Origin of the sequence: Streptomyces sp. OR43 (genome assembly GCF_008042275.1) — a bacterium.
In the GTDB taxonomy this organism is placed as follows: domain Bacteria; phylum Actinomycetota; class Actinomycetes; order Streptomycetales; family Streptomycetaceae; genus Streptomyces.
Map to the genome: position 1 here is coordinate 1,667,518 of NZ_RDBK01000043.1, position 23,787 is coordinate 1,691,304.

General features: G+C 67.8%; 18 protein-coding genes. 10 read left to right on the top strand and 8 right to left on the bottom strand.

Annotation, left to right across the window (positions count from 1 at the left end; all coding sequences use genetic code 11):
- Positions 1 to 58 precede the first annotated feature (58 nt).
- Complete coding sequence (locus EAO72_RS26135) at positions 59 to 2,803, bottom strand: transglycosylase domain-containing protein (RefSeq protein WP_187285216.1); 2,745 nt, start codon at positions 2,801 to 2,803, stop codon at positions 59 to 61.
- A gap of 401 nt (positions 2,804 to 3,204) precedes the next feature.
- Between EAO72_RS26135 and EAO72_RS26140 the strand changes: the two genes are divergently transcribed.
- The 3 genes from EAO72_RS26140 to EAO72_RS26150 all read left to right on the top strand — a co-directional run bounded on the left by EAO72_RS26140 (position 3,205) and on the right by EAO72_RS26150 (position 6,447).
- Positions 3,205 to 3,909, top strand: coding sequence for a PadR family transcriptional regulator (locus EAO72_RS26140; protein ID WP_148019642.1), 705 nt, complete (start codon positions 3,205 to 3,207; stop codon positions 3,907 to 3,909).
- Positions 3,910 to 3,971: 62 nt separating this feature from the next.
- Positions 3,972 to 5,054, top strand: coding sequence for an inositol-3-phosphate synthase (locus EAO72_RS26145; RefSeq protein ID WP_148019643.1), 1,083 nt, complete (start codon positions 3,972 to 3,974; stop codon positions 5,052 to 5,054).
- Between the two features lie 124 nt (positions 5,055 to 5,178).
- Entirely contained in the window at positions 5,179 to 6,447 is a 1,269-nt protein-coding gene (locus EAO72_RS26150; RefSeq protein WP_148019644.1) for an MFS transporter, read from the top strand.
- 149 nt (positions 6,448 to 6,596) lie between these two features.
- Here the strand turns inward: EAO72_RS26150 and EAO72_RS26155 are convergent, their stop codons facing one another.
- On the bottom strand, positions 6,597 to 8,039 hold the full coding sequence (locus tag EAO72_RS26155; protein WP_148019645.1) for a CCA tRNA nucleotidyltransferase: 1,443 nt from the start codon (positions 8,037 to 8,039) through the stop codon (positions 6,597 to 6,599).
- Between the two features lie 183 nt (positions 8,040 to 8,222).
- Here EAO72_RS26155 and EAO72_RS26160 point away from each other — a divergent pair, with 183 nt between their 5' ends.
- The 7 genes from EAO72_RS26160 (at position 8,223) to trxA (ending at position 17,777) form a co-directional block, all read left to right on the top strand.
- Positions 8,223 to 10,520 (top strand): DUF6049 family protein, encoded by a 2,298-nt coding sequence (locus EAO72_RS26160; protein WP_187285217.1) that lies wholly within the window; start codon positions 8,223 to 8,225, stop codon positions 10,518 to 10,520.
- Positions 10,521 to 10,569: 49 nt separating this feature from the next.
- Complete coding sequence (murJ, locus tag EAO72_RS26165; protein WP_148019646.1) at positions 10,570 to 12,729, top strand: murein biosynthesis integral membrane protein MurJ; 2,160 nt, start codon at positions 10,570 to 10,572, stop codon at positions 12,727 to 12,729.
- A gap of 128 nt (positions 12,730 to 12,857) precedes the next feature.
- Positions 12,858 to 14,576, top strand: coding sequence for a protein kinase family protein (locus EAO72_RS26170; RefSeq protein ID WP_148019647.1), 1,719 nt, complete (start codon positions 12,858 to 12,860; stop codon positions 14,574 to 14,576).
- A 72-nt stretch (positions 14,577 to 14,648) separates the two neighbouring features.
- Entirely contained in the window at positions 14,649 to 15,371 is a 723-nt protein-coding gene (gene sigM / locus EAO72_RS26175) for an RNA polymerase sigma factor SigM (protein ID WP_148019648.1), read from the top strand.
- A gap of 716 nt (positions 15,372 to 16,087) precedes the next feature.
- The gene (locus tag EAO72_RS43850) at positions 16,088 to 16,309 is read left to right on the top strand and encodes a hypothetical protein (protein WP_315986314.1); all 222 of its coding nucleotides are present in this window, start codon (positions 16,088 to 16,090) and stop codon (positions 16,307 to 16,309) included.
- A 133-nt stretch (positions 16,310 to 16,442) separates the two neighbouring features.
- On the top strand, positions 16,443 to 17,405 hold the full coding sequence (trxB, locus tag EAO72_RS26185; RefSeq protein ID WP_148019650.1) for a thioredoxin-disulfide reductase: 963 nt from the start codon (positions 16,443 to 16,445) through the stop codon (positions 17,403 to 17,405).
- 42 nt (positions 17,406 to 17,447) lie between these two features.
- Positions 17,448 to 17,777, top strand: coding sequence for a thioredoxin (gene trxA, locus EAO72_RS26190; protein ID WP_148019651.1), 330 nt, complete (start codon positions 17,448 to 17,450; stop codon positions 17,775 to 17,777).
- 84 nt (positions 17,778 to 17,861) lie between these two features.
- Here the strand turns inward: trxA and EAO72_RS26195 are convergent, their stop codons facing one another.
- The 6 genes from EAO72_RS26195 to yidC form a co-directional block, all read right to left on the bottom strand.
- Entirely contained in the window at positions 17,862 to 18,479 is a 618-nt protein-coding gene (locus EAO72_RS26195; protein WP_148019652.1) for a GNAT family N-acetyltransferase, read from the bottom strand.
- A gap of 226 nt (positions 18,480 to 18,705) precedes the next feature.
- A complete protein-coding gene (locus EAO72_RS26200; RefSeq protein WP_148019653.1) occupies positions 18,706 to 19,809 on the bottom strand; it encodes a ParB/RepB/Spo0J family partition protein in 1,104 nt (367 codons plus the stop codon).
- Positions 19,806 to 20,882 carry a ParA family protein gene (locus EAO72_RS26205; RefSeq protein WP_148019654.1) on the bottom strand — a complete coding sequence of 359 codons (1,077 nt, stop codon included), beginning with the start codon at positions 20,880 to 20,882 and terminating at the stop codon, positions 19,806 to 19,808. Before EAO72_RS26205 ends, EAO72_RS26200 begins: the two co-directional genes overlap by 4 nt.
- Positions 20,883 to 21,169: 287 nt before the next feature.
- Positions 21,170 to 21,910, bottom strand: a complete 741-nt coding sequence (gene rsmG, locus EAO72_RS26210) for a 16S rRNA (guanine(527)-N(7))-methyltransferase RsmG (RefSeq protein WP_148019655.1) — start codon at positions 21,908 to 21,910, stop codon at positions 21,170 to 21,172.
- 84 nt (positions 21,911 to 21,994) lie between these two features.
- On the bottom strand, positions 21,995 to 22,504 hold the full coding sequence (locus EAO72_RS26215) for a Jag family protein (protein ID WP_148019656.1): 510 nt from the start codon (positions 22,502 to 22,504) through the stop codon (positions 21,995 to 21,997).
- A gap of 14 nt (positions 22,505 to 22,518) precedes the next feature.
- Positions 22,519 to 23,787 (bottom strand): membrane protein insertase YidC, encoded by a 1,269-nt coding sequence (yidC, locus tag EAO72_RS26220; protein WP_148019657.1) that lies wholly within the window; start codon positions 23,785 to 23,787, stop codon positions 22,519 to 22,521.

Here is a 23,787-nt window from a genome sequence, read left to right on the forward strand (position 1 = left end):
TGCTGCCCGGCTCACCGCGCGCGGACCCGTTCGGGCGCGCGGGTGTCCCGCGGGGGCGCTACCCGCCGCCGCCGATCCAGCCGCCGTTCGCGTTCCCGTTGCCGTTCCCGTTGCCGCCTGTGTCGGGTGACGGGCTGGCGCCGCCGTCGGTCTCGCCCGTCGTGGTCCCGGTGGTGGTCCCGGCATCCGTGCCGCTGGTCCCGCCGTCGGTCGTCCCGGCGTCGGTGCCCCCGTCGGTCCAGCCGGTGGAGTTGCCGCCGTTGTTGTTCTGGCAGTTCAGGTCCCACGTACCGCAGGTGTCGGTCGGCGTGGGCGTCGGGACCACGGGGGTGGTCGGCGACGGTGTGACGGTCGCCGTGTCGGTCGGCGTCGGGGTGGGCGTCGGAGTGGGCGTCGGGGTGGGGCTCTTCGCGCCGCCGCCGTAGACCTTCTCGCCGATCGGCTCAGGCTTCGGGAAGGACAGCTTCTCCTGGCCCTCCAACGCCTCCGCCATGTAGTCGTGCCAGATCTGCGCCGGGAAGGACGCACCGTGGATCGACGTCTCACCACCGGTGCCGTACATCTTCAGGAACTTGCGGTCCTTGTTCTTCTCGTTGTCGTCCAGCCGGTACATGCTGATCGCGGTCGACAACTGCGGTGTGTAGCCCACGAACCAGGCGGACAGGTTGTCGTCCGTCGTACCCGTCTTGCCCGCTACGTCCCGTCCGGGAAGCCTTGCGGGCGTGCCGGTTCCCTTGTCGACGACGTTCTTGAGAACGTCGGTGACGTTGTCGGCGACGATGTTGGAGAAGGCGCTCTTGGCGACCTCCTTGTGCTGGTAGACCACCTCGCCGCCCTTCTTCACCTCCGTCACCGAGAAGGGCTCACGCTGCTGGCCGCTGGCCGCGAAGGTGGCGTACGCCCCCGCCATGCGGGTCGCGCTGGGCGAGGAGGTGCCGATGGAGAACGACGGCACGCTCGCGTTCGCCATGTACTGGTCGTCCTTCAGGCCGGCCGCGATGGCCACGTCCTTCACCTTGTCGGTGCCGACGTCCATGCCCAGCTGCACGTAGGGAGAGTTGGCGGACACCCGCATCGCCTCGCGCAGGGTGACATTGCCCAGCGAGTCGTCCCCGTCGTTGACCTGGAGCCACTCCTTGCCGTTCTCGTCGGTCCAGACGTCACCGTTGTACTTCTTGATCTTCAGCTTGTTGTCGCCGTTGTAGATGCTCTTCGGCGACACCTTCGTACGCTGCGACTCGTCCTGCTCGGGACCGCCCGAGGGGTCCCGCTTGCCGTACTCCATCGCGGCCGCCAGCACGAACGGCTTGAAGGTCGAGCCGACCGCGGCGCCGGTGGGATCGGCGTTGCTGGTGTAGTGCTTCGTCGCGTCCACACCGCCGTAGATCGCCTCGATGGCACCGGTCTTCGGGTTCACCGACGAGCCGCCGAACTGGACGTGGGTGTCCTTCGTGGGGCGCTTCTTGGTGTCGATCTTCTCGTCGTAGACCTTCTTGACGGCCTTGCTGAGCTGGTCGACCTTCTTCTTGTCGAAGGTCGTGTGGATCTCGTAGCCACCCTGGTCGAGCTGGTCGCGGGTGATGTCGTAGTTGCTCAGGAAGTTGGACCGGGCCATCGCGACGAGGTAACCGATCTGGCCGCCCAGCTGGGCGTCCTTCTTCGGCTTGTCGGGCATCGGGAACTCGGTGTACTTGTCGCGTTCCGACTGCTCCATGCGGCCGTCCTTGACCTCCTCGTCAAGGATCCACTTCCAGCGCTTGATCGCCCGGTCCGTGTTCTTCGCCGGCGTCGCCTCCACCGAGTCGACCTCCGTGGCACCCGCGGGGTCGTAGTAGCTGGCCCCCTTGAGCAGGGTGGCCAGGAAGGCACACTCGCTCGGATTCAGCTCCTTGGCGTCCTTGCCGTAGTACGTACGGGCCGCCGCCTGGATGCCGGAGGCACCACGCCCGTAGTACGAGACGTTGAGGTACCCCGCCATGATTTCTTTCTTGTCCATCTCGCTGCCGACCTTCAGCGTGATGAAGAGTTCTTCGAACTTGCGGCTCAGCGTCTGGTCCTGGGAGAGCCGGGAGTTCTTCACGTACTGCTGGGTGATCGTTGATCCACCCTGGGTCTGACCGCCCTTGGCCATGTTGAACACGGCGCGGGCGATGCCCATCGGGTCGATGCCGTGGTCGGTGTCGAAGGTCTTGTTCTCCGCCGAGATGACGGCGTTGCGCATCGCTTCGGGGATCTGGGCGTAGTCGATGATCTGACGGTTGGCGGCACCCCCGGTAGCCACCATCTGCGAGCCGTCTTTCCAGAAGTAGACGTTGTTCTCCGCCTTCGCGGCCGCCTGGACCTCAGGTTTGGCGACCATCGCGTAGGCAAGACCGGCGAGCCCCATCAGAAGGCCGAGGAAGGCGATGCACAGCCCGGAGACCAGCTTCCACGACGGCATCCAGCGCCGTACGCCGTACTTGCCGGCGCGCGGGTAGTCGATGAAGCGCTTCTTGGCCGGACGCTGGCTTCCGCGTCCACGCCCACGGCCGGGGCCCTCGTGGCCACCGTCCCCGCCTCCGCGACGTCGGCCGCCGCCCCCGCCGTCGGAGCCGCCGCGGCCACCGCCGCCGCGCTGTGCGGCCCGTCTGGCCGCGGCGCGCCCGCCGTACGGGGAATCCTCGCCGTACGAATCGGAAGGTGACTCGGACGTCACTCCGCGTGACGGTGCCGCGCGGCGTCCAGGGGACTGCTGGGCGGCTCGTCTGGCCGCGGCACGCCCGCCACCTTGCGGTTGCGGCATCTTGCGACGGTGCTCGCTCATCGAACGACTACTCCTCGGGCAGGCGAGATCGCCTGGAAGCGGCAGTTGAGATCCGGTCCCCCCGAATTACGGACCAGCCCTGCGACAGGCTCATCCGCAGTGCATCCGGTCAGTCCGCGAAAACTGACGCACTCGGACGTCACACGGTTCCCGGTGGTCTGCATGCCGCACAGACTACGCACGGTCAAAACCCTCCTGGGGCCGAACTTCACCCCAAATTACGCAAGTCGGTTGCTACGAATTAGCGATGTGACGCCGCTCACTAAGGCCCCCCTTGTCGCAGCCCCGACTCCGATCTATCGTGCTGATGTATCGAGTCGATACATCAGCTCGGTACATCGACTCGGCACATCGGCTCGGCACACGGCACGTGAGAGCACTCGGAGAAGGAGGAGGCGAGGTTGAGCAGACGCTCAGGCATCCTCGAGTTCGCCGTCCTCGGACTGCTCCGCGAGTCCCCGATGCACGGTTACGAGCTGCGCAAGCGCCTCAACACGTCATTGGGGATCTTCCGTGCCTTCAGCTACGGAACCCTTTACCCCTGCCTCAAGACGCTGGTCGCCAACGGCTGGTTGATCGAGGAACCGGGAAATGTTCCGGCAGACCTTCCGCCCGGCGCCGGCCGTGCGGTCGCCCCCGCCTCCTCACTGGCAGGGCGCCGCGCCAAGATCGTCTACCGGTTGACGGCAGAAGGTAAGGAGCACTTCGAGGAACTGCTCTCGCACACGGGCCCCGACTCCTGGGAGGACGAGCACTTCGCTGCTCGTTTCGCCTTCTTCGGTCAGACGGAGCACGAGGTGCGGATGCGGGTGCTGGAAGGCCGTCGCAGCCGGCTGGAGGAGCGCCTGGAGAAGATGAGCGCCTCTCTGGCCCGCACCCGCGAGCGCCTCGACGACTACACACTTGAGCTTCAGCGACACGGCATGGAGTCCGTGGAGCGCGAAGTGCGCTGGCTGAACGAGCTCATCGAGAGCGAGCGGTCGGGACGGGATCAGCGACGATCCTCGCCCGAGGGCTCAGCTCAGCAGAACACCGCAGGAGAGCCGGACGGCCTGCCCCGGCGGGGTAACAACCCGCCGGATCCGTCCGGCGACACCGCCAAGTGAGCTCCCCGCAGATCCGCGGGGGCCTCATCAGGAACATCCATTACACACAGGGAGCAACCGGAATGGGTTCGGTTCGCGTAGCCATCGTCGGCGTGGGCAACTGCGCCGCCTCGCTGGTCCAGGGCGTCGAGTACTACAAGGACGCCGATCCGGCCGGCAAGGTGCCCGGTCTGATGCACGTCCAGTTCGGCGAGTACCACGTCAGCGACGTCGAGTTCGTCGCCGCCTTCGACGTCGACGCGAAGAAGGTCGGCCTCGACCTCTCGGACGCCATCGGCGCCAGCGAGAACAACACCATCAAGCTCTGCGACGTGCCGAACGCCGGCGTGACGGTCCAGCGTGGCCACACCCACGACGGCCTGGGCAAGTACTACCGCGAGACCATCGAGGAGTCGGCCGAGGCCCCGGTCGACATCGTCCAGATCCTCAAGGACCGCAAGGTCGACGTCCTCGTCTGCTACCTGCCGGTCGGTTCCGAGGTCGCTGCGAAGTTCTACGCGCAGTGCGCCATCGACGCCAAGGTCGCGTTCGTCAACGCTCTCCCGGTCTTCATCGCCGGCACCAAGGAGTGGGCGGACAAGTTCACCGAGGCCGGTGTCCCGATCGTCGGCGACGACATCAAGTCGCAGGTCGGCGCCACCATCACGCACCGCGTGATGGCGAAGCTGTTCGAGGACCGGGGCGTCGTCCTGGACCGCACGATGCAGCTGAACGTCGGCGGCAACATGGACTTCAAGAACATGCTCGAGCGTGAGCGCCTGGAGTCCAAGAAGATCTCGAAGACGCAGGCCGTGACCTCGCAGATCCGCGACCGCGAGCTCGGTGCGGACAACGTCCACATCGGTCCCTCGGACTACGTGGCCTGGCTGGACGACCGCAAGTGGGCGTACGTGCGTCTTGAGGGCCGCGCGTTCGGTGACGTTCCGCTGAACCTGGAGTACAAGCTCGAGGTCTGGGACTCCCCGAACTCGGCCGGTGTCATCATCGACGCCGTCCGCGCTGCGAAGATCGCCAAGGACCGCGGCATCGGCGGCCCGATCCTCTCCGCGTCCTCGTACTTCATGAAGTCCCCGCCGGTTCAGTACTTCGACGACGAGGCCCGCGAGAACGTCGAGAAGTTCATCCGCGGTGAGGTCTCCCAGTAACGTCACCTGACACGGTGCATCGGCGCGGAGCAGTGAGGAGCGGCAACGCTCCTTGACTCACGCACCATTGAGGGTCCCCGGGCAATCCGCCCGGGGACCCTCAACGTGTGTGACCCTTGCTCCCATGCCCGTCGTGCGTGACCTGCGCGTACTCCTGCGCCTTCGGAACTTCCGCCGCCTGCTGGCCGTGCGGATCCTGTCCCAGTCCGCCGACGGCGTCTACCAGGTCGCCCTCGCCGCACATGTCGTCTTCTCCCCGGAGAAGCAGGCCTCCGCCGGTGCGATCGCCTCCGCGATGGCCGTACTCCTGCTGCCCTACTCGCTCATCGGCCCCTTCGCCGGTGTGCTGCTGGACCGTTGGCCACGCAGGCAGGTCTTCCTGTACGGCAATCTGCTGCGCGCCGCACTCGCCTGCTGTACGGCCCTCCTGATCCTCGGCTCAGCCCCTGACTGGCTCTTCTACGCCTCGGCGCTCTGTGTGACCGCGGTCAACCGCTTCGTCCTGGCCGGGCTCTCCGCCGCGCTGCCACGCGTCGTCGACCGGGACCTGCTGGTGCTGGCCAACTCGCTGTCGCCGACTGCGGGCACCCTCGCCGCCACGGCGGGCGGCGGTCTCGCCTTCGCCGTCCGTCTGGTCCTCTCGGACTCCGACGCCGCGGTGGTACTCCTGGGCGCCGGGCTGTATCTCGCCTCGGCACTGGCATCCCTGAGTCTCGCCTCCGGCCTGCTGGGTCCGGACCGGAGCGAAAGCCACCTTCGCCTGCGTGCGGCGCTGACCACCACCGCACGCGGTCTGCGCCGCGGATTGCACCATCTGGCAGAACGAAGGAACGCCGCTCGGGCCCTGGCCGCCATGACGGTGATCCGCTTCTGTTACGGGGCACTCACGGTCATGGTCCTGATGCTGTGCCGGTACGCCTGGACCGACAACGACTCCGACGGGCTGGCCCTGCTCGGTCTCGCCGTCGGGGTATCCGGTGCGGGCTTCTTCGCAGCGGCCGTGCTGACTCCGTGGGCCGCCGGCCGGCTGGGAAGGTTCCGCTGGATGATGGTGTGTGCTGCCGCGGCCGCTGTCCTTGAGCCGGCCCTGGGGCTCTGGTTCAGGCCCGCCCCGATGCTCGTCGCAGCGTTCGTCCTCGGTCTGGTCACCCAGGGAGCGAAGATCGCGACGGACACCGTGGTGCAGACGGCGGTGGACGACTCGTTCCGCGGCAGAGTCTTCTCGCTCTATGACGTGCTGTTCAACGTGGCCTTCGTGGCCGCCGCCGCAGCCTCCGCGCTCCTCCTGCCCGCAGACGGGAGATCGGCAACGGTGGTGATCGGGGTCGCTCTGCTCTACGCCCTCGTGGCCGCGATGCTGTGGCGATGGAGCAGGACCGTCCGAGGGCGCTGATACAACCGAGGACACTGATACATCCGAGGGCGCTGTTTCACGTGAAACAGCGCCCTCGGATGTATCTACTGCTGGTGCATCTACTGCTGGTCATGTTTCACGTGAAACATGACCAGCCGGCACCGTAGGCCGGGCGGGTCTTCGCGACCTCAGCTCTGTGCCGCCCACCACTTCTTCAGCTCTGCCACTGCCGTGTCGTGCTCCATCGGCCCGTTCTCCAGACGCAGTTCAAGCAGGAACGCATACGCCTTGCCGATGACCGGCCCAGGTCCGACGTCAAGGATCTTCATGATCTCGTTGCCGTCCAGGTCCGGCCGGATCGAGTCCAGCTCCTCCTGGTCCTGCAACTGAGCAATGCGCTCCTCGAGCCCGTCATAGGTCCGCGAGAGAGCACTGGCCTTGCGCTTGTTGCGCGTGGTGCAGTCCGAGCGGGTCAGCTTGTGCAGCCGCTCCAGCAAAGGCCCGGCATCGCGCACATAGCGGCGGACAGCCGAGTCGGTCCATTCCCCGTCGCCGTACCCGTGGAAGCGCAGGTGCAGCTCCACCAGCTTGGCAACGTCCTTGACCATGTCGTTGGAGTACTTGAGATCGGTCATGCGCTTCTTGACCATCTTGGCGCCGACCACTTCGTGGTGGTGGAACGAGACGCGCCCGTCCTTCTCGAACCGCCGGGTCCGCGGCTTGCCGATGTCATGGAGGAGAGCGGCGAGACGCAGAACGAGATCCGGCCCGTCCTCCTCCAGGTCGATCGCCTGCTCCAGGACGGTCAGGGAGTGCTCGTAGACATCCTTGTGGCGGTGATGCTCGTCACGTTCCAGCCGGAGCGCGGGGAGCTCGGGAAGGACCCGGTCAGCCAGTCCCGTGTCGACGAGGAGCGCGAGCCCTTTACGAGGGTGCGAGGAGAGCAGCAGCTTGTTGAGCTCCTCCCGGACCCTCTCGGCAGAGACGATCTCGATCCGGCCCGCCATCTCCGTCATCGCGGCGACGACGTCGGGAGCCACCTCGAAGTCGAGCTGCGCAGCGAAGCGCGCGGCGCGGAGCATGCGCAGCGGGTCGTCGGAGAAGGAATCCTCAGGCGTTCCCGGGGTACGCAGCACGCGCTCCGCCAGGTCATCGAGGCCACCGTACGGGTCGACGAACTCCTTCTGTGGCAGCGCGACGGCCATCGCGTTCACCGTGAAATCACGGCGGACGAGGTCCTGCTCGATGGAGTCGCCGTAGGAGACCTCGGGTTTCCGTGAAGTCCTGTCGTACGCCTCGGACCGGTATGTGGTGACTTCGATCTGGTAGCCGTCCTTCTGCGCGCCCACCGTGCCGAAGGCGATCCCGACCTCCCACACCGAGTCCGCCCAGGGCCTGACGATCTTCAGCACGTCCTCGGGGCGTGCGTCGGTCGTGAAGTCCAGGTCGTTCCCCAGCCTGCCGAGGAGCGCGTCCCGGACCGACCCGCCGACCAGGGCGAGACCGAATCCGGCATCCTGGAATCGGCGGGCGAGATCGTCGGCGACCGGGGACACCCGCAGCAGTTCGCTGACTGCGCGGAGCTGCACCTGGGTCAGGGCGCTGGAGTTGTCTTCATTGGCGTTCGGCACAACAGAAAAGGGTACGTGCCCGGACCGGCCCGGGCGTCATGGTTTCCGTTCACCCCGCGAGACGCTCCCCTTCGTGTGACCCACTCCCTGGCACTTGACCGCGGCGCAGATCGTTACCATGCGGGGACGCAGCGACGGAGACAATGATCGACAGCAGCTGACGACGACGAGGGACGGATACGCGTGGCCGAGGCGGCAGACAACCAGGGGACGAGTCCCTCTCCTGCCCGTCGGTGGCTGCGGCGCACAGCCGCCGTGCTCGCCGGGGCCCCGCTCGTTGCCGCTCTGCTCGCCGGGGCTGCCGCTCCACAGGCGCAGGCCGGCGGGACGAGCAAGGCACCCACGGGCTCCAGCACCGTCTCGGTATCCCTGGACACCCTGACACCGAGCGCCCCGGTGAAGGGGGACACGCTCACCGTCTCCGGCACCCTGGTCAACAAGGGCAAGGAAGCCATCACCGACGCCCAGGTCGATCTGCGCGTGGGCCCACGGCTCTACGGCAGGACCTCGGTCGACGCGGCCGCTCAGCGCACGGGGTACGTCCCCGGGGTGGATCCCTACCCGGTCGGCGACAAGTACACCGTCAAGATCGCCAAGCTTCCTTCGGGCATCAGCCAGGACTTCACGCTGTCCGTACCGGTCAACAAACTGGACCTCGGCGACGACGGGGTCTACCAGCTGGGCGTCTCGTTGTCGGGTCAGACGGCGGGCGCTCAGTACGACCACGTGCTCGGCATCAAGCGGACGTTCCTGCCCTGGCAGAACAAGGACAGTGACTCCAAGACCGGCATCAGCTACCTGTGGCCGCTGATCGCGTCGGCACATCTCACCGCGGAGACCGGCTCCGACGAGCAGCAGACCCCGGTGTTCGCCGATGACGATCTGGCCGCCGAGATCGCACCGGGCGGCCGCCTCGAACGGATGGTGTCGCTCGGCAGCCAGCTGCCCGTGACCTGGGTCATCGACCCTGATCTGCTTGCCAGCGTCGACGCCATGACCAAGAGCTATCGCGTCAAGTCGGGTGACACCACGGTCGCCGGGACGAACCAGGCAGTGGCCAAGAAGTGGCTCAGCTCGCTGGAGGCTGCCGTGGCCGACGGCAAGGTCGTCGCGCTGCCCTTCGGGGACCCCGATCTGGCTTCCATCGCGCACCGCGGCAAGAACGTGTCGGGCACGCTCAGCCACCTCCAGACGGCGAGCGAGGTCGCCGGCGTGACGGTGGAGACGATCCTCCACCTGAAGCCGTCGACCGACTTCGCCTGGCCCGTCGACGGTGCGATCGATCCTTCCATCGTGGATGTCGCCACCTCGACGGGTGCCCACAACGTGATCGCCCGCAGCGACAGCCTCCAGGAGACCGCCGGCCTGTTGTACACGCCGAGCGCCGCGCGGCCCATCGGCGGCGGCACCACCGCGGTGGTGTCCGACGCCCGGCTCTCCACTGCCTTCCAGGGCGACATGGCGAAGGCCGGGGACTCCACACTCGCCGTACAGAAGTTCCTGGCCCTCACGCTGGCCCTGTCCGAGCAGGACACGGACAAGGACAGAAGCATCGTCGTGGCTCCCCAGCGGATGCCGACCATCGCCCAGGCCCAGTCGATGGCCGGCGCGCTTCACGCCCTCGACGACGGACGCTGGACCGAGTCCCAGACCCTGATCGAGGCGGCGGCGGCGAAGCCCGACGCCAAGGCGACCACCACGGTCCCCCGGACATCGCAGTACCCGAAGAAGCTGCGCAGCCAGGAGCTGCCCACCCAGGCCTTCCAGGACATCAAGTCCACCCAGGCCTCCCTCGACAACTTCCAGGTCATCCTCACCCAGCCCGAGCGGGTGGTGACCCCCTTCGGTAACGCCGTCAACCGGTCCATGTCGACGTCGTGGCGGGGCAAGCCCCTGAAGGCCCAGCAGTACCGGGACTCGGTGCGCACCTACCTCCAGGGCCTCATCAACGAGGTCCAGCTCATCTCGAAGTCGGACGTCACCCTGTCCGGCCGCAGCGCCACGATTCCCGTGACCGTGCAGAACAGGCTGCTCCAGGACGTCGATCATCTGGTGCTCCGGCTGAAGTCGGAGAACGCGACGCGCCTTGAGCTGAACGACGGCGGCGCCGTGGCGGAGCAGCCGATCCGGATCGGCGCCGGCCACAGCCAGTCCGTGAAGTTCGATGCCGCGGCCAACATCAACGGTCAGGTACAGATGACCGCGCAGCTCTACACGGATGACGGCAGGCCGTACGGCGCTGAGATGGCGTTCACCGTGAAGGTGTCCGAGCTCACCCCCACCGTGCTGCTCGTGATCGCCGGTGGCCTCCTGCTCCTGGTCCTCGCCGGCATCCGGATGTATGCACATCGCAAGCGTGCCAACGCGGGCGGCGCGGCGGGCGACGACGGCAGTGAACCCGAGCAGCCGAGTGACCCGACGCCGGACACCGGTCCCGAAAGCACGGAGCCGTCCGGCACGGGTGAGAAAGTGGACCGTTGAGCGATGTCTGTCGTGGCCGGTCGGCCGGGGACGATGAGGTGGGGTTTCGATGAACGCGCCGTACGACGGTGACCGCGGTCAGGGTACGGGCGGAGCCGGGTATCCCGGGGGGCCACCGGTGCCCACGGGTCCGGAGCAGGTACCCCCGGCCCCGGACCCGTATCTGCAGGACGCGTATGACTACGACCCCTACCGGTCCCAGGACCTCTCCGCCCAGGACCCGGTGAGCGAGGCGCTGTACGACCGCGCCGCGCATCCGCCGCCGCCCCCCGGGACCTACCAGCAGCCACAGCCGCTCTACCAGCAGCCGCCGGCCGCCCAGTACCCGCCCGATCCGCGGATCTGGGCGCAGACACCGCCCCCCGAGCCGGACGGCCCGTCGCGCCACCTGCCGTACGGCGACGACGCCGCGACCACCCAGTTCGTGGGCATCGACGATCTCGTCACCCAGGCATCGACGAGCCGCGAGGAGCCGGACGCTTTCGCGCACCTCTTCCGGGACCAGGAGGGCCCGGCAGGGACCCCGGCCCCGGAACGGCCCGAGCCGGTCCCCGCGCCCGCGCCTCAGAAGTCGGGCGGCGGACGGGCGTCCAGCCTGCTGAAGTCCAGCGCGGTCATGGCCGCCGGCACCCTCGTCTCACGGCTCACCGGCTTCGTCCGCAGCCTGGTGATCACCGCCGCGCTCGGCGCCGCCCTGCTCGGCGACAGCTTCACCATCGCGTACACGTTGCCGACGATGATCTACATCCTCACCGTGGGCGGCGGCCTCAACTCCGTCTTCGTCCCGCAGCTCGTGCGCTCGATGAAGGACGACGAGGACGGCGGCGAGGCCTATGCCAACCGGCTGCTGACCCTGGTGATGGTCGCGCTCGCGCTGATCGTCGCCGTAGCCGTCTTCGCGGCGCCCTTCCTCATCCGCCTGATGTCCTCGACGATCGCCGGCGATCCCGCGGCCAACAACGTGGCCACCACGTTCGCCCGGTACTGCCTGCCCACCATCTTCTTCATGGGTGTGCACGTCGTCATGGGGCAGATCCTCAACGCCCGCGGGAAGTTCGGCGCGATGATGTGGACCCCGGTCCTCAACAACATCGTCATGATCGTCACGTTCGGCCTGTTCATCTGGGTGTACGGCACGTCGCACGAGTCCCAGATGGGTGTCACGACGATTCCGGCGGAGGGCGTCCGGCTGCTGGGCATCGGCACGCTGCTCGGCCTCGTCGTCCAGGCCCTGGCCATGATCCCGTATCTGCGCGAGGCCGGATTCCGCTTCCGTCCGCGCTTCGACTGGAGGGGCCACGGGCTCGGCAAGACGGTCAAGCTGGCCAAGTGGACGGTCCTGTTCGTCCTTGCCAACCAGGCCGGTGTGCTGGTCGTCACCCAGCTCGCGACCTCTGCGGGCAAGGCGTCCGGCCAGAACGGGGCGGGCTTCCTCGCCTACTCCAACGCTCAGCTGATCTGGGGCATGCCGCAGGCGATCATCACCGTGTCGGTCATGGCCGCGCTGCTGCCGCGCATCTCCCGTGCCGCCCACGACAACGACCCGGGCGCGGTCCGCGACGACATCTCGCAGGGCCTGCGCAACTCGGCGGTGGCCATCGTGCCGGTCGCCTTCGGCTTCCTCGCCCTGGGTGTGCCGATGTGCACCCTGCTCTACGCCTCCAGCGGCCCCGAGGCCGCCCGCTCCATGGGATTCATCCTGATGGCCTTCGGCCTCGGCCTGATTCCCTACTCCGTGCAGTACGTGGTGCTGCGCGGGTTCTACGCGTACGAGGACACCCGGACGCCCTTCTACAACACCGTCATCGTCGCCCTCGTCAACGCGGCCGCATCGGCCGTCTGCTACGTCGTGCTGCCCGCCCACTGGGCCGTGGTCGGCATGGCCGCCTCCTACGGGCTGGCCTACGCCGTCGGCGTCGGCATCGCGTGGCGCCGGCTCCGCAACCGCCTGGGCGGGGACCTGGACGGCGCGCACGTCCTGCGTACCTACGCCCGGCTGTGCCTCGCGGCGATCCCTGCGGCAGTGATCGCCGGCGTGGTGGGTTTCGGTCTTCTCCACGTGCTCGGCGATGGCGCCTCGGGCTCGCTCCTGGCCCTGCTCTGCGGCGGGATCGTGCTGCTGGGAGTCTTCGTCGTCGCGGCCAAGCGGATGCGGATCGAAGAGATCAACGGCATGGTCGGCATGATCAGGGGAAGGCTCGGTCGCTGAGGATCACCGGCCCGCACAACCATCGTCGGTTCCCGCGTGTCGTGCATGGTGCCGGAGTGTGGGCACAATTGGCGTGACTGTGCGGGGCTGGCTGGCATCGCCCAACGGATGGGGAGGCAGGAACGACGGTGGCGGAACGTAGCACGGCTGCCGTCGACGTGGCCGACAACAGTGGCGACAAGCCGCTGGCCGCGAAGGCGGACGAGGCCACGAGCGACGGTACGGCAGAAGCTCAGGATTCAACGGGTACAAGCCCTCAGGACGCGGAGACCGAGCCGAACGGCTCCGGAACCACCGTGCCGACCCCTGATCTGCACAGCGGTCACAAGCTTGCCGGGCGCTACCGGCTCGAGGAGTGCGTCACCCGTCTGGACGGGTTCAGCAGCTGGCGCGCTGTCGACGAGAAACTGCGCCGTGCGGTGGGAGTGCACCTCCTGCCCGCCGACCATCCACGGGCCCGCTCCGTGCTGGCTGCGGCCCGTTCATCCGCCCTTCTCGGCGATCCCCGCTTCGTGCAGGTCCTCGACGCCGTGGAGGAGAACGATCTCGTCTACGTCGTCCATGAGTGGCTTCCGGACGCCACCGAGCTGACCGCCCTCCTGGGCGCGGGCCCAATGGACGCGCACGACGCCTACCAGCTCGTCAGCCAGCTCTCCCAGGCCATGGCCGCCGCACACCGCGAGGGCCTGGCCCATCTGAGGCTCACGCCCGGGGCAGTGCTGCGCAGTTCCTCCGGCCAGTACCGCATCCGCGGCCTCGCGGTGAACGCCGCACTGAGGGGGATCACCTCCGATGGCCCCCAGCGCGCCGATACCGAGGCGATCGGGGCCCTGCTGTACGCGGCGCTGACCCGGCGCTGGCCCTACGAGAGCGACGCCTACGGCCTCACCGGGCTTCCCAAGGGCGTCGGGCTGATCGCACCCGACCAGGTGAGGGCCGGAGTCCACCGCGGCCTCTCCGAGATCGCCATGCGGGCGCTCGCCAACGACGGAGCCACGGCCTCCCGCCAGGAGCAGCCGTGCACCACCCCGGACGAGCTCGCCAAGGCCGTCGCGGCGATGCCGCGGATCCGCCCGCCCGAGCCCACGTTCACCGCCCCGCCGGAGTACCAGCGGACCACGTACCAGCAGGGCACGTACGGGCGCCCGGCCGGCCCCGGCAACGGTGTCGTCACCCAGCCCGTCGTCGTGCCTCCCGCCCCCCTCCAGAGCCGCACCGGTAAGGCCCTCAAGTGGGCCGTGTCCGCGCTGCTCATCGCCGCGCTGGGCCTCGGCAGCTGGCAGCTGGCGGAGACGCTCCTGAACCGCGACAAGGGCGCGGAGGACCCGGGGACCACGCAGACCAACCCGGAGAACGGTGACAAGCCGAAACCCCGGACTCCCGTGCCCTTGAAGATCTCCGACGCCACGGAGTTCACACCCAGCGGGTCGGGGATCAGCCAGGACGAGGCTCCGAACACCGTCGACGGCAAGCCGGGCACGTCCTGGATCACTCCGCAGTACAAGGGCTACCCGAATTTCGGCAACCTCGCGCCCCGAAAGGACGGCAGCGGGATCGTCGTCGATCTCGGCAGCGTGCAGGACGTCTCGGGGATCGACATCACCATGTACCGCAGCGGGCAGAAGGCTGAGGTCCTGGCGGCCGAGGAGAACGCCTCCGGGCCTTCGTCCCTCTCCGACTTCTCTCAGCGCCTCACTCAGCTGGGAACGGCGGGAAGCAGCCTCAAGGAGACCCTCGCCGAGCCGGTGCGCACCCGCTACGTCCTGATCCACATCACGGAGCTTCCGCAGGACGACACCGGCAGTGGATATCGCGGAGGAATCTCGGAGATCTCCGTTCTCGGCTGATCGGCCCTCCCCCTCCCGACCTGAACCGTGATAGACAGACGGACCTTGATTCAGAGAGGGAGGGAGGGGGAGGTGGCCGCCGAGCCGTCCGGATCACTCAGCGACTCAGACCTCCTCGCTCGCCATGTAGCCGGCGACCCCGACGCCTTCGGTGAGCTCGTAGGACGTCATCGCGACCGGCTGTGGGCCGTGGCGTTGCGGACGCTGGGCGACCGCGAGGAAGCGGCCGATGCCGTGCAGGACGCACTGATCTCCGCCTTCCGCGCCGCCCACACCTTCCGCGGCCAGTCCGCCGTCACCACCTGGCTGCACCGGATCACGGTCAACGCCTGCCTCGACCGGGTCCGGAAGGCCTCTTCCCGGAAGACCGCCCCGGTCGACGACGCGGAGCGGCTCGACCAGCTCATGGAGCCCCACGAGTCCGCCGAGGCCCCTGCCGAGCGCCAGGACCTTCAGCGCGAGCTGTTCGCGGCCCTGGCCACACTCCCTGCCGAACAACGCGCCGCCCTCGTCCTCGTCGATATGCAGGGGTACCCGGTGGCGGAAGCGGCCCGCATCCTCGATGTGCCGGTCGGCACCGTGAAGAGCCGCTGTGCACGGGGACGCGCCAGGCTGGCCCCTCAGCTCACCCATCTCCGCAGCGGGACCGGCGACGGTGAGCGACCAGGGACGGAAGAGGGGCCGGGAACGGAAGGGAACCGGACGCCGAGGGCATCCGTCCCACCGGCGGCAGGACCAAGGGACGCGGACACGAGTGATCCAGCGGCAGCGAAGGGCGGAGGTGGACGCACATGACATCAACGACCGACGCGACCCGGCACCCGGACGTCTCGGAGATCTCCGACCTCACCGAGGACCTGCTCCCTCCGTCCCGTGCCGAGGATGTCCGAGGGCATCTGGCCGGCTGTGGAATCTGCTCCGATGTCCTGTCTTCGCTGGAGGAAATCCGTGGGCTCCTGGGCACCTTGCCCGCCGCGGCACCCATGCCCGCCGATGTCGCGGACCGCATAGACGCCGCCCTAGCGGACGAAGCACGAGAGCGCGCTCCCTTCGAGGCGCCGTCCTCCACGGCAGATGTTTCACGTGAAACAGACCCCACCGTCACTACGAAGGAGCTCGGGGACCGCCCCGCAGGGCGCTCACGCGCCGCCACTGGCCCCGGCCGCCGCACTGTCCGCCGACGGCGCCGAAACGCAGTGCTCGGGGCGGCACTCGGCGCCGCTGTCGTCAGCGTGAGCGTCCTGCTTCTGCAGAACGTCACCTCGTCCGGCAGTTCGGCCGGTCTCAAGTCGGCCGACCAGGGCGTCAGCGCTTCCAGGGACGGGTCACAGGCGTTCTCGCAGTCCACACTGGAAGAACGGGTACACAGCCTGCTGGGCTCCGGCGCGGACTCGGTCGGCCCGCAGGAATCCAGCGGCGAGAAGCAGGATCCTTCCGCCGATACGAAGTCTTCGGCGAAATCCACGTCGCCCACATCCGCATCACCCCAAACGCCACTCCGCGCTCCTTCCGTGACCGTCCCCCCTTGCATCGCTCAGGGCACCGGCCGGAACACCGCCGCCCTCGCCATCGAGCGGGGCACCTACGAAGGTTCCGACGCCTTCCTCGTTGTCCTGCCGCACCCCACCGACTCCGCCAGGGTTCAGGCTTACGTCATCGACGCGGCATGTGTCGATGCCAAGCCTGCGGCCAAGGGGCAGCTCCTGCTGACGCACGTCTACGCACGCCCCTGAGAATCACGCCTGCTGCCGCCCCGGCACGTCGGGAATGCATCCCCCGTAGGATCCGTTGGGTGGGGTGAGAGTCGTTGAACCGACCCCAGTAGGCGTGGACAGTAGGCAGTCTGCAGAGACGAGGAAGAAACCCGTGAGCGACGTGCGTAATGTGATCATCATCGGCTCCGGCCCCGCGGGCTACACAGCCGCCCTGTACACCGCGCGTGCCTCGCTGAAGCCGCTGGTGTTCGAGGGCGCCGTCACCGCCGGTGGCGCGTTGATGAACACCACCGACGTGGAGAACTTCCCCGGTTTCCAGGACGGGATCATGGGCCCGGAGCTCATGGACAACATGCGCGCACAGGCCGAGCGTTTCGGTGCCGAGCTCATCCCGGACGACGTGATCTCCGTGGACCTCACGGGTGACATCAAGACGGTCACCGACACCGCCGGCACGGTGCACCGCGCCAAGGCCGTCATCGTCACCACCGGTTCGCAGCACCGCAAGCTCGGTCTGCCCAACGAGGACGCCCTCTCCGGACGCGGCGTCTCCTGGTGCGCGACCTGCGACGGCTTCTTCTTCAAGGACCAGGACATCGCCGTGGTCGGCGGCGGTGACACCGCGATGGAAGAGGCGACATTCCTCTCCCGCTTCGCCAAGTCGGTCACCATCGTCCACCGCCGTGACTCCCTGCGTGCCTCCAAGGCCATGCAGGATCGCGCGTTCGCCGACCCGAAGATCAAGTTCGCCTGGGACAGCGAGGTCGCCGGTGTCCACGGCGAGCAGAAGCTGTCCGGTCTGACCTTGCGCAACACGAAGACCGGCGAGACCTCCGAGCTCCCCGTGACGGGCCTGTTCATCGCCGTCGGACACGACCCGCGCACGGAACTCTTCAAGGGCCAGCTCGACCTCGACGACGAGGGCTACCTCAAGGTCGCCGCTCCCTCGACGCGCACCAACCTCACTGGTGTCTTCGGCGCCGGCGATGTCGTCGACCACACCTACCGGCAGGCCATCACCGCTGCCGGCACTGGCTGCTCCGCCGCCCTCGACGCCGAGCGCTTCCTGGCCGCGCTCGCCGACGACGAAAAGGCCGCCGCAGCCACCGTCTGATTCACGCCTCACCCCACACCCCGCGAAGTTAAGGAGGCCGCCGTGGCCGGCGCCCTGAAGAACGTGACCGACGACACCTTCGACGAGGTCGTCCTGAAGAGCGACAAGCCCGTGCTGGTGGACTTCTGGGCTGCCTGGTGCGGCCCGTGCCGTCAGATCGCCCCCTCCCTGGAGGCGATCGCCGCCGAGCACGGCGAGATCGAGATCGTCAAGCTCAACATCGACGAGAACCCGGCCACCGCTGCCAAGTACGGCGTCATGTCCATCCCGACGCTGAACGTCTACCAGGGTGGCGAGGTCGCCAAGACCATCGTCGGTGCCAAGCCGAAGGCCGCGATCCTCCGCGACCTCGAAGGCTTCATCGCCGAATAAGGCCGATAGAGCCGGACAGCGGTCCCGCTGTTTCACGTGAAACGGGCCCATCCCTCAGGGGGTGGGCCCGTTTCGCATTCCTGCTCACAGAGGCCGGAGTGCGGGCTCCTTCTGCACAGCCCCCAGCAACCGGTCCAGAGCCATCTCCACGTCTTCCTTCCACGACAACGTCGTGCGCAGCTCCAGTCTCAACCGCGGGTGCGCCGGGTGGGGCCGTACGGTCTTGAAGCCCACGGCCAGCAGATGATCCGCGGGCAGCACACAGGCGGGTTCCTTCCAGCGAGCGTCCCCGAAGGCCTCAATCGCCTTGAATCCCCGGCGGATCAGGTCCTTGGCCACCGTCTGCACCATGACTCGGCCCAGTCCCTGACCTTGATATCCCGGCAGGATCAGGGCAGTCATCAGCTGGACGGCGTCGGGGGAGACAGGGCTCGTCGGAAAGGCCGTTGCTCGCGGCACGTAGGCGGGCGGAGCGTAGAGGACGAAGCCGGCCGGAACGTCGTCCACGTAGACGACGCGGCCACAGGACCCCCACTCCAGCAGAACGGCGGAGATCCAGGACTCCTTCTCCTGTTCGGCTCTGCCGCCCTTGACCGCAGCGTCTCCCCTGACCGGATCGAGCTCCCAGAAGACACACGAGCGGCAGCGCTGGGGGAGATCAGGCAGGTTGTCCAGCGTGAGCGGTACAAGCCGACGCCCCATGAAGGCTTTTCCTCACTTCCCTCACCCACCGCATCGTGACGGCCGGTGCACTCCGTTCGCGGAGGGTGGATCACACGGATGTGCCCTACCAGAACGCATCGTATCCACGGAGGGATCAAGCCGACACCGCGAAAAAGCAAAGGGCAGACGACACCCGCGGAAAGCGAAAGGCGGGCCGTGCTCCGTCATCCGCCGGAGCACGGCCCGCCACTCACCACACGAAACGTCAGCCCTCGTCGTCCTCGGCCGGCTCCTCCGCGGTATCGCGGTCCAGGACACGGCCCTCGCCCGGCGCGAGGCTGCCGAGGATGCGGTCCAGGTCCTCCATCGAGGCGAACTCGACGACGATCTTTCCCTTCTTCTGCCCGAGGTCCACCTTCACCCTGGTCTCGAACCGGTCGGACAGCCGGGACGCCAGGTCCGTGAGCGCCGGCGACAGCCGGCTGCCGGCTCGCGGTCCCTTCGAACGGGCCGTGCTCGTCGGCCTGGAGCTCATGAGCGTCACGATCTCCTCGACCGCGCGCACGGAGAGCCCCTCGGCCACGATGCGATGCGCCAGCTTGTCCTGCTCATCGGAGTCGTCCACCGACAGCAGCGCCCGTGCGTGTCCTGCCGACAGCACGCCGGCTGCGACCCGGCGCTGAACCGGCGGAGACAGCCGCAGCAGACGCAGGGTGTTGGACACCTGCGGCCGGGAACGCCCGATCCGGTCGGCCAGCTGGTCATGGGTGCACTTGAAGTCCTTGAGCAGCTGGTCGTACGCGGCGGCCTCCTCCAAGGGGTTCAGCTGAGCCCGGTGAAGGTTCTCCAGAAGCGCGTCCAGAAGGAGCTTCTCGTCGTCAGTGGCCCGGACGATCGCCGGGATCTGCTTCAGATCGGCCTCACGGCAGGCCCTCCAGCGCCGCTCGCCCATGATGAGCTCGAAGCGCCCGGACGCCGCCTTTCGTACGACGACGGGCTGGAGAAGACCCACCTCCTTGATAGAGGTGACCAACTCGGCGAGCGCGTCCTCGTCGAACACCTCACGCGGCTGACGAGGGTTCGGCGTGATGGAGTCGATGGGAAGCTCGGCGAAGTATGCGCCGGCCACCTCTGCCGGGCCCGCGCTGCCGTCGGACACCGAGACCGGTGCGCTCGGCTCCGGTACCACGGGGCCACCCGAGCCCATGCTGGTCACCTTCGCGACGGCCACACCCCGCTCGGACGTCAGCACCGGCATCGAGCCGGGCGCTCCCGCGCCCATCCCGGCAGGCGGCACCTGCTTCTCCTGCGGAGCGGCGGGGATCAGGGCACCCAGCCCTCGCCCCAAACCTCTGCGACGCTCACTCACTGGATCCCCTCCGAAGTATTCTGCTGGCTGTTCCGGCTGCCCGTCCGGGCGTGCTGGGCCTCGTACTGGATCCCGACCCCGCGCAACGCGATCTCACGGGCTGCTTCGAGGTAGGACAGGGACCCGCTCGAACCGGGGTCGTACGTGAGCACGGTCTGCCCGTAGCTCGGTGCTTCCGAGATCCGCACCGACCGGGGAATGCTGGTCCGCAGCACCTCCTTGCCGAAGTGGCTGCGCACCTCCTCCGCGACCTGCGACGCGAGCCTCGTACGGCCGTCGTACATGGTGAGCAGGATCGTCGACACATGGAGATCGGGGTTGAGATGCCCCCGCACCAGGTCGACGTTGCGCAGCAGCTGCCCCAGCCCTTCCAGCGCGTAGTACTCGCACTGGATCGGGATCAGCACCTCCGCGCCGGCCACCAGAGCATTGACCGTCAGCAGGCCGAGCGAGGGCGGGCAGTCGATCAGGATGTAGTCGAGCGGCTGCTCGTACGCCTGGATCGCTCGCTGAAGCCGACTCTCCCGCGCCACCAGCGACACCAGCTCGATCTCCGCACCGGCGAGATCGATGGTCGCCGGGGCGCAGAAGAGACCTTCGACGTCCGGGACGGGCTGAACCACGTCGGAGAGCGGTTTGCTCTCTACCAGGACGTCATAGATGGAGGGGACTTCGGCATGGTGGTCGATACCCAGAGCCGTGGAGGCGTTCCCCTGCGGGTCGAGGTCGACCACCAGGACACGTGCGCCGTGGAGCGCAAGCGAAGCGGCAAGGTTGACCGTCGAGGTGGTCTTGCCTACCCCGCCCTTCTGGTTGGCCACCACCATGACCCGTGTCTGGTCAGGCCGCGGCAGCCCCTCGCCGGCACGGCCGAGGGCCTCCACCGCCAGCTGGGCCGCACGGCCGATGGGTGTGTCATCCATCGGCGGCGGTGTTTCACGTGAAACACCGTCCCCCGCCGATTCGGTTCGGGGACCGGGGACCGGATCGGTCATCGGTCCCGCGATGTTGGCGTCGGACCGCAAGGATTCACTCTCCTCGACTTCAGGCTCGCAATGAGCAGAGCCTGCCATGGTTTCGGGGTCGCGAACCAGCGAGGCCCGCTCTTCTGTGGATGAATCCACTTCTGTGGACAACTCCGTAGCCCTAACGGGCCTGCGATGGCGAGGGGTGGCGGCCGCACGACCGCGGCCGATGATTCCATGCAGCAGAGAGCGACGTTTCACGTGAAACACGATGCCCCTGCAGCGCAGCTACAGGGGCACGACACTCCGCGCGGGGTACGTACGGCTCCGCCCAGCGACGACAGCAGGTACGTACAGCTGCGCCCAGCGACGACAGCGAGTACGTACGGCCGCGCTCAGCGACGACGACGGGTCCGGCTGACCCGCGCGGCCTTGGCGCGCTTTGCGGCGAACCTCACACCGCCAGGACTCTCGCCCACCACCACACGCACCACGGTGGACATCGGGTCGACGACACCTTCACCCACGTGCAGCACCTCGGTCTCCACGACGCCCAGCTTACTGAGGGCCGCTCGCGCGCCGTTGATCTCCTCCTCGGCGGTATCACCCTTGAGCGCCAGCATCTCCCCGTACGGACGCAGCAGGGGCACTCCCCAGCCCGCCAGGCGATCCAGCGGAGCGACCGCCCGGGCCGTCACCACATGCACCGGCTGCAGCGTGCCCAGAACCTCCTCGGCCCGGCCACGCACGACCGTCACATGATCGAGCCCCAGCAGTTCGACGACCTCCTGGAGGAAGTTCGTACGCCGCAGCAACGGTTCCAGCAGGGTGATCTTCAGATCCGGGCGCACCAGCGCCAGGGGAATCCCCGGAAGGCCCGCGCCGGAGCCCACATCGCAGACCGTGACGCCCTCAGGGACGACCTCGGAGAGCACCGCGCAGTTCAGCAGGTGCCTCTCCCACAGGCGCGGAACCTCGCGCGGACCGATCAGCCCACGCTTGACCCCCGCGTCGGCCAGCAGCTCCGCGTACCGGACGGCCTCGGGAAAGCACTCACCGAACACCTCCCGGGCCTCGTCGGGCGCCTGGGGAAGCGCTACTTCCTCCGTCACGGGAACCGTCCTTCCATACCGCATTACCGCACCATGGGTGGCTGACTATCAGGCTGACAAAGATCGGCCCCGTCTGCGAACAGACGGGGCCGACACGAGAGGATCCGGTCAGGCCGGAAGGACGACGACGAAGCGCTGCGGCTCCTCGCCCTCCGATTCGCTGCGCAGACCGGCGGCCGCGACCGCGTCGTGCACAACCTTGCGCTCGAACGGCGTCATCGGGTCGAGCTTCACCGGCTCACCGGTGCTCTTGACCTCGTCCGCGGCCTTGGCACCCAGCTCGGCGAGTTCCGTGCGCTTCTGGGCGCGGAATCCGGCGATGTCGAGCATCAGACGACTGCGGTCACCGGTCTCCCGGTGCACGGCCAGCCGCGTCAGCTCCTGGAGTGCCTCCAGCACCTCACCGTCGCGGCCCACGAGCTTCTGCAGTTCACGTGCCGATTCACTGATGATCGAGACCGCGGCCCGGTCCGCCTCGACGTCCATGTCGATGTCGCCGTCGAGGTCGGCGATGTCGAGCAGGCCCTCAAGGTAGTCCGCTGCGATCTCCCCTTCCTGCTCAAGGCGGGTCAAGGTGTCGCTGCCCTCAGCGGCCGTGGAGGTGGTGCCTTCCGTCACGGATGGACTCCTTCTTACTTCTTGGACGGGTGCTTGGGCCGCTGTGGGCCCTTGCGCTGTCCGGACTTGGCTTGGCGTGAGGAGCCGGACGCGGGCTTGCCCGCCGGCTTGGGCTTGTCGTCCTGCGGTGCGCTCTTCTGCAGGGAGGTCTTCGAGCCGGACTCGGACTCGCCGGCCTCGGCATCCTTGGCCCCGCCCGGGTGACCCGCGGTGGTCTGGCGCTTCGCCTTCGTCTGGCGCTTGGGCTGCTGGCGCCGCTGTGCGGCTCCGCCCTCGGCCTCGGCGACGGCGGTGTCGCTCTTGGCCACCGTGCCGTCCTCCTGGGGGGCGAGGCCGAGCTTGGCCAGGCCGGTCACGAACTTCCGCTCGATGTCGTTGCGGTCCGTGCCCTTGGCCACGATGCGCTTGACCGTGTTGCGCCGGGTGCGGCCCTTCACCTCACCGTGCGAGGTGACGCTCTTCAGAAGACGCCCGAGGTACTGCTCCTGCGCCTTGCTGCCCGGGGTGGGGTTCTGGTTGATCACGTACATCTGCTGACCCATGGTCCAGACGTTCGTGGTGAGCCAGTAGACGAGGACACCGACGGGGAAGTTGATACCCATGACCGCGAAGATCAGCGGGAAGATGTACATGAGCATCTTCTGCTGCTGCATGTACGGCGTCTTGACCGTGAGGTCGACGTTCTTCGTCATCAGCTGGCGCTGGGTGAAGAACTGCGAGGCCGACATCATCACGATCATGACCGCGGTGACGATCCGGACGTCGGTCAGCGAGGCGCCGAGCGCCTCGACCTTCTCGGCGCTGTCCATGAACTTGGCGGCCAGCGGAGCACCGAAGATGTGAGCCTGACGCGCGCTGTCGAGCAGCGACTGGTCGATGACGCCGATCTTCTTGTTCGACGCGATGGCCGAGAGCACGTGGTACAGGGCGAAGAAGAACGGCGACTGCGCCAGGATGGGAAGGCACGAGGAGAGCGGGTTGGTACCCGTCTCCTTGTACAGCTTCATCATCTCTTCGGACTGACGCTGCTTGTCGCTCTTGTAGCGCTCCTGGATCGCCTTCATCTTCGGCTGGAGCACCTGCATGTTCCGCGTCGACTTGATCTGCTTGACGAACAGCGGGATCAGACAGATACGGATCAGCACCACGAGGGACACGATGGAAAGACCCCAGGCCCATCCCGTGTCGGGGCCGAAGATCGCCCCGTACAACTTGTGGAACTGGACGATGACCCAGGAAACGGGCCACGTGATGAAGCTGAACAGACTGGCAATCGTGTCCAC

Excerpts from the sequence above, each read along its gene's own strand:
- EAO72_RS26135 (WP_187285216.1), bottom strand. The coding sequence starts at position 2,803 with ATGAGCGAGCACCGTCGCAAGATGCCGCAACCGCAAGGTGGCGGGCGT.
- EAO72_RS26205 (WP_148019654.1), bottom strand. The coding sequence starts at position 20,882 with ATGGCAGGCTCTGCTCATTGCGAGCCTGAAGTCGAGGAGAGTGAATCC.
- EAO72_RS26145 (WP_148019643.1), top strand. The coding sequence starts at position 3,972 with ATGGGTTCGGTTCGCGTAGCCATCGTCGGCGTGGGCAACTGCGCCGCC.
- rsmG (WP_148019655.1), bottom strand. The coding sequence starts at position 21,910 with ATGCGGTATGGAAGGACGGTTCCCGTGACGGAGGAAGTAGCGCTTCCC.
- murJ (WP_148019646.1), top strand. The coding sequence starts at position 10,570 with ATGAACGCGCCGTACGACGGTGACCGCGGTCAGGGTACGGGCGGAGCC.
- EAO72_RS26195 (WP_148019652.1), bottom strand. The coding sequence starts at position 18,479 with ATGGGGCGTCGGCTTGTACCGCTCACGCTGGACAACCTGCCTGATCTC.
- EAO72_RS26150 (WP_148019644.1), top strand. The coding sequence starts at position 5,179 with ATGCCCGTCGTGCGTGACCTGCGCGTACTCCTGCGCCTTCGGAACTTC.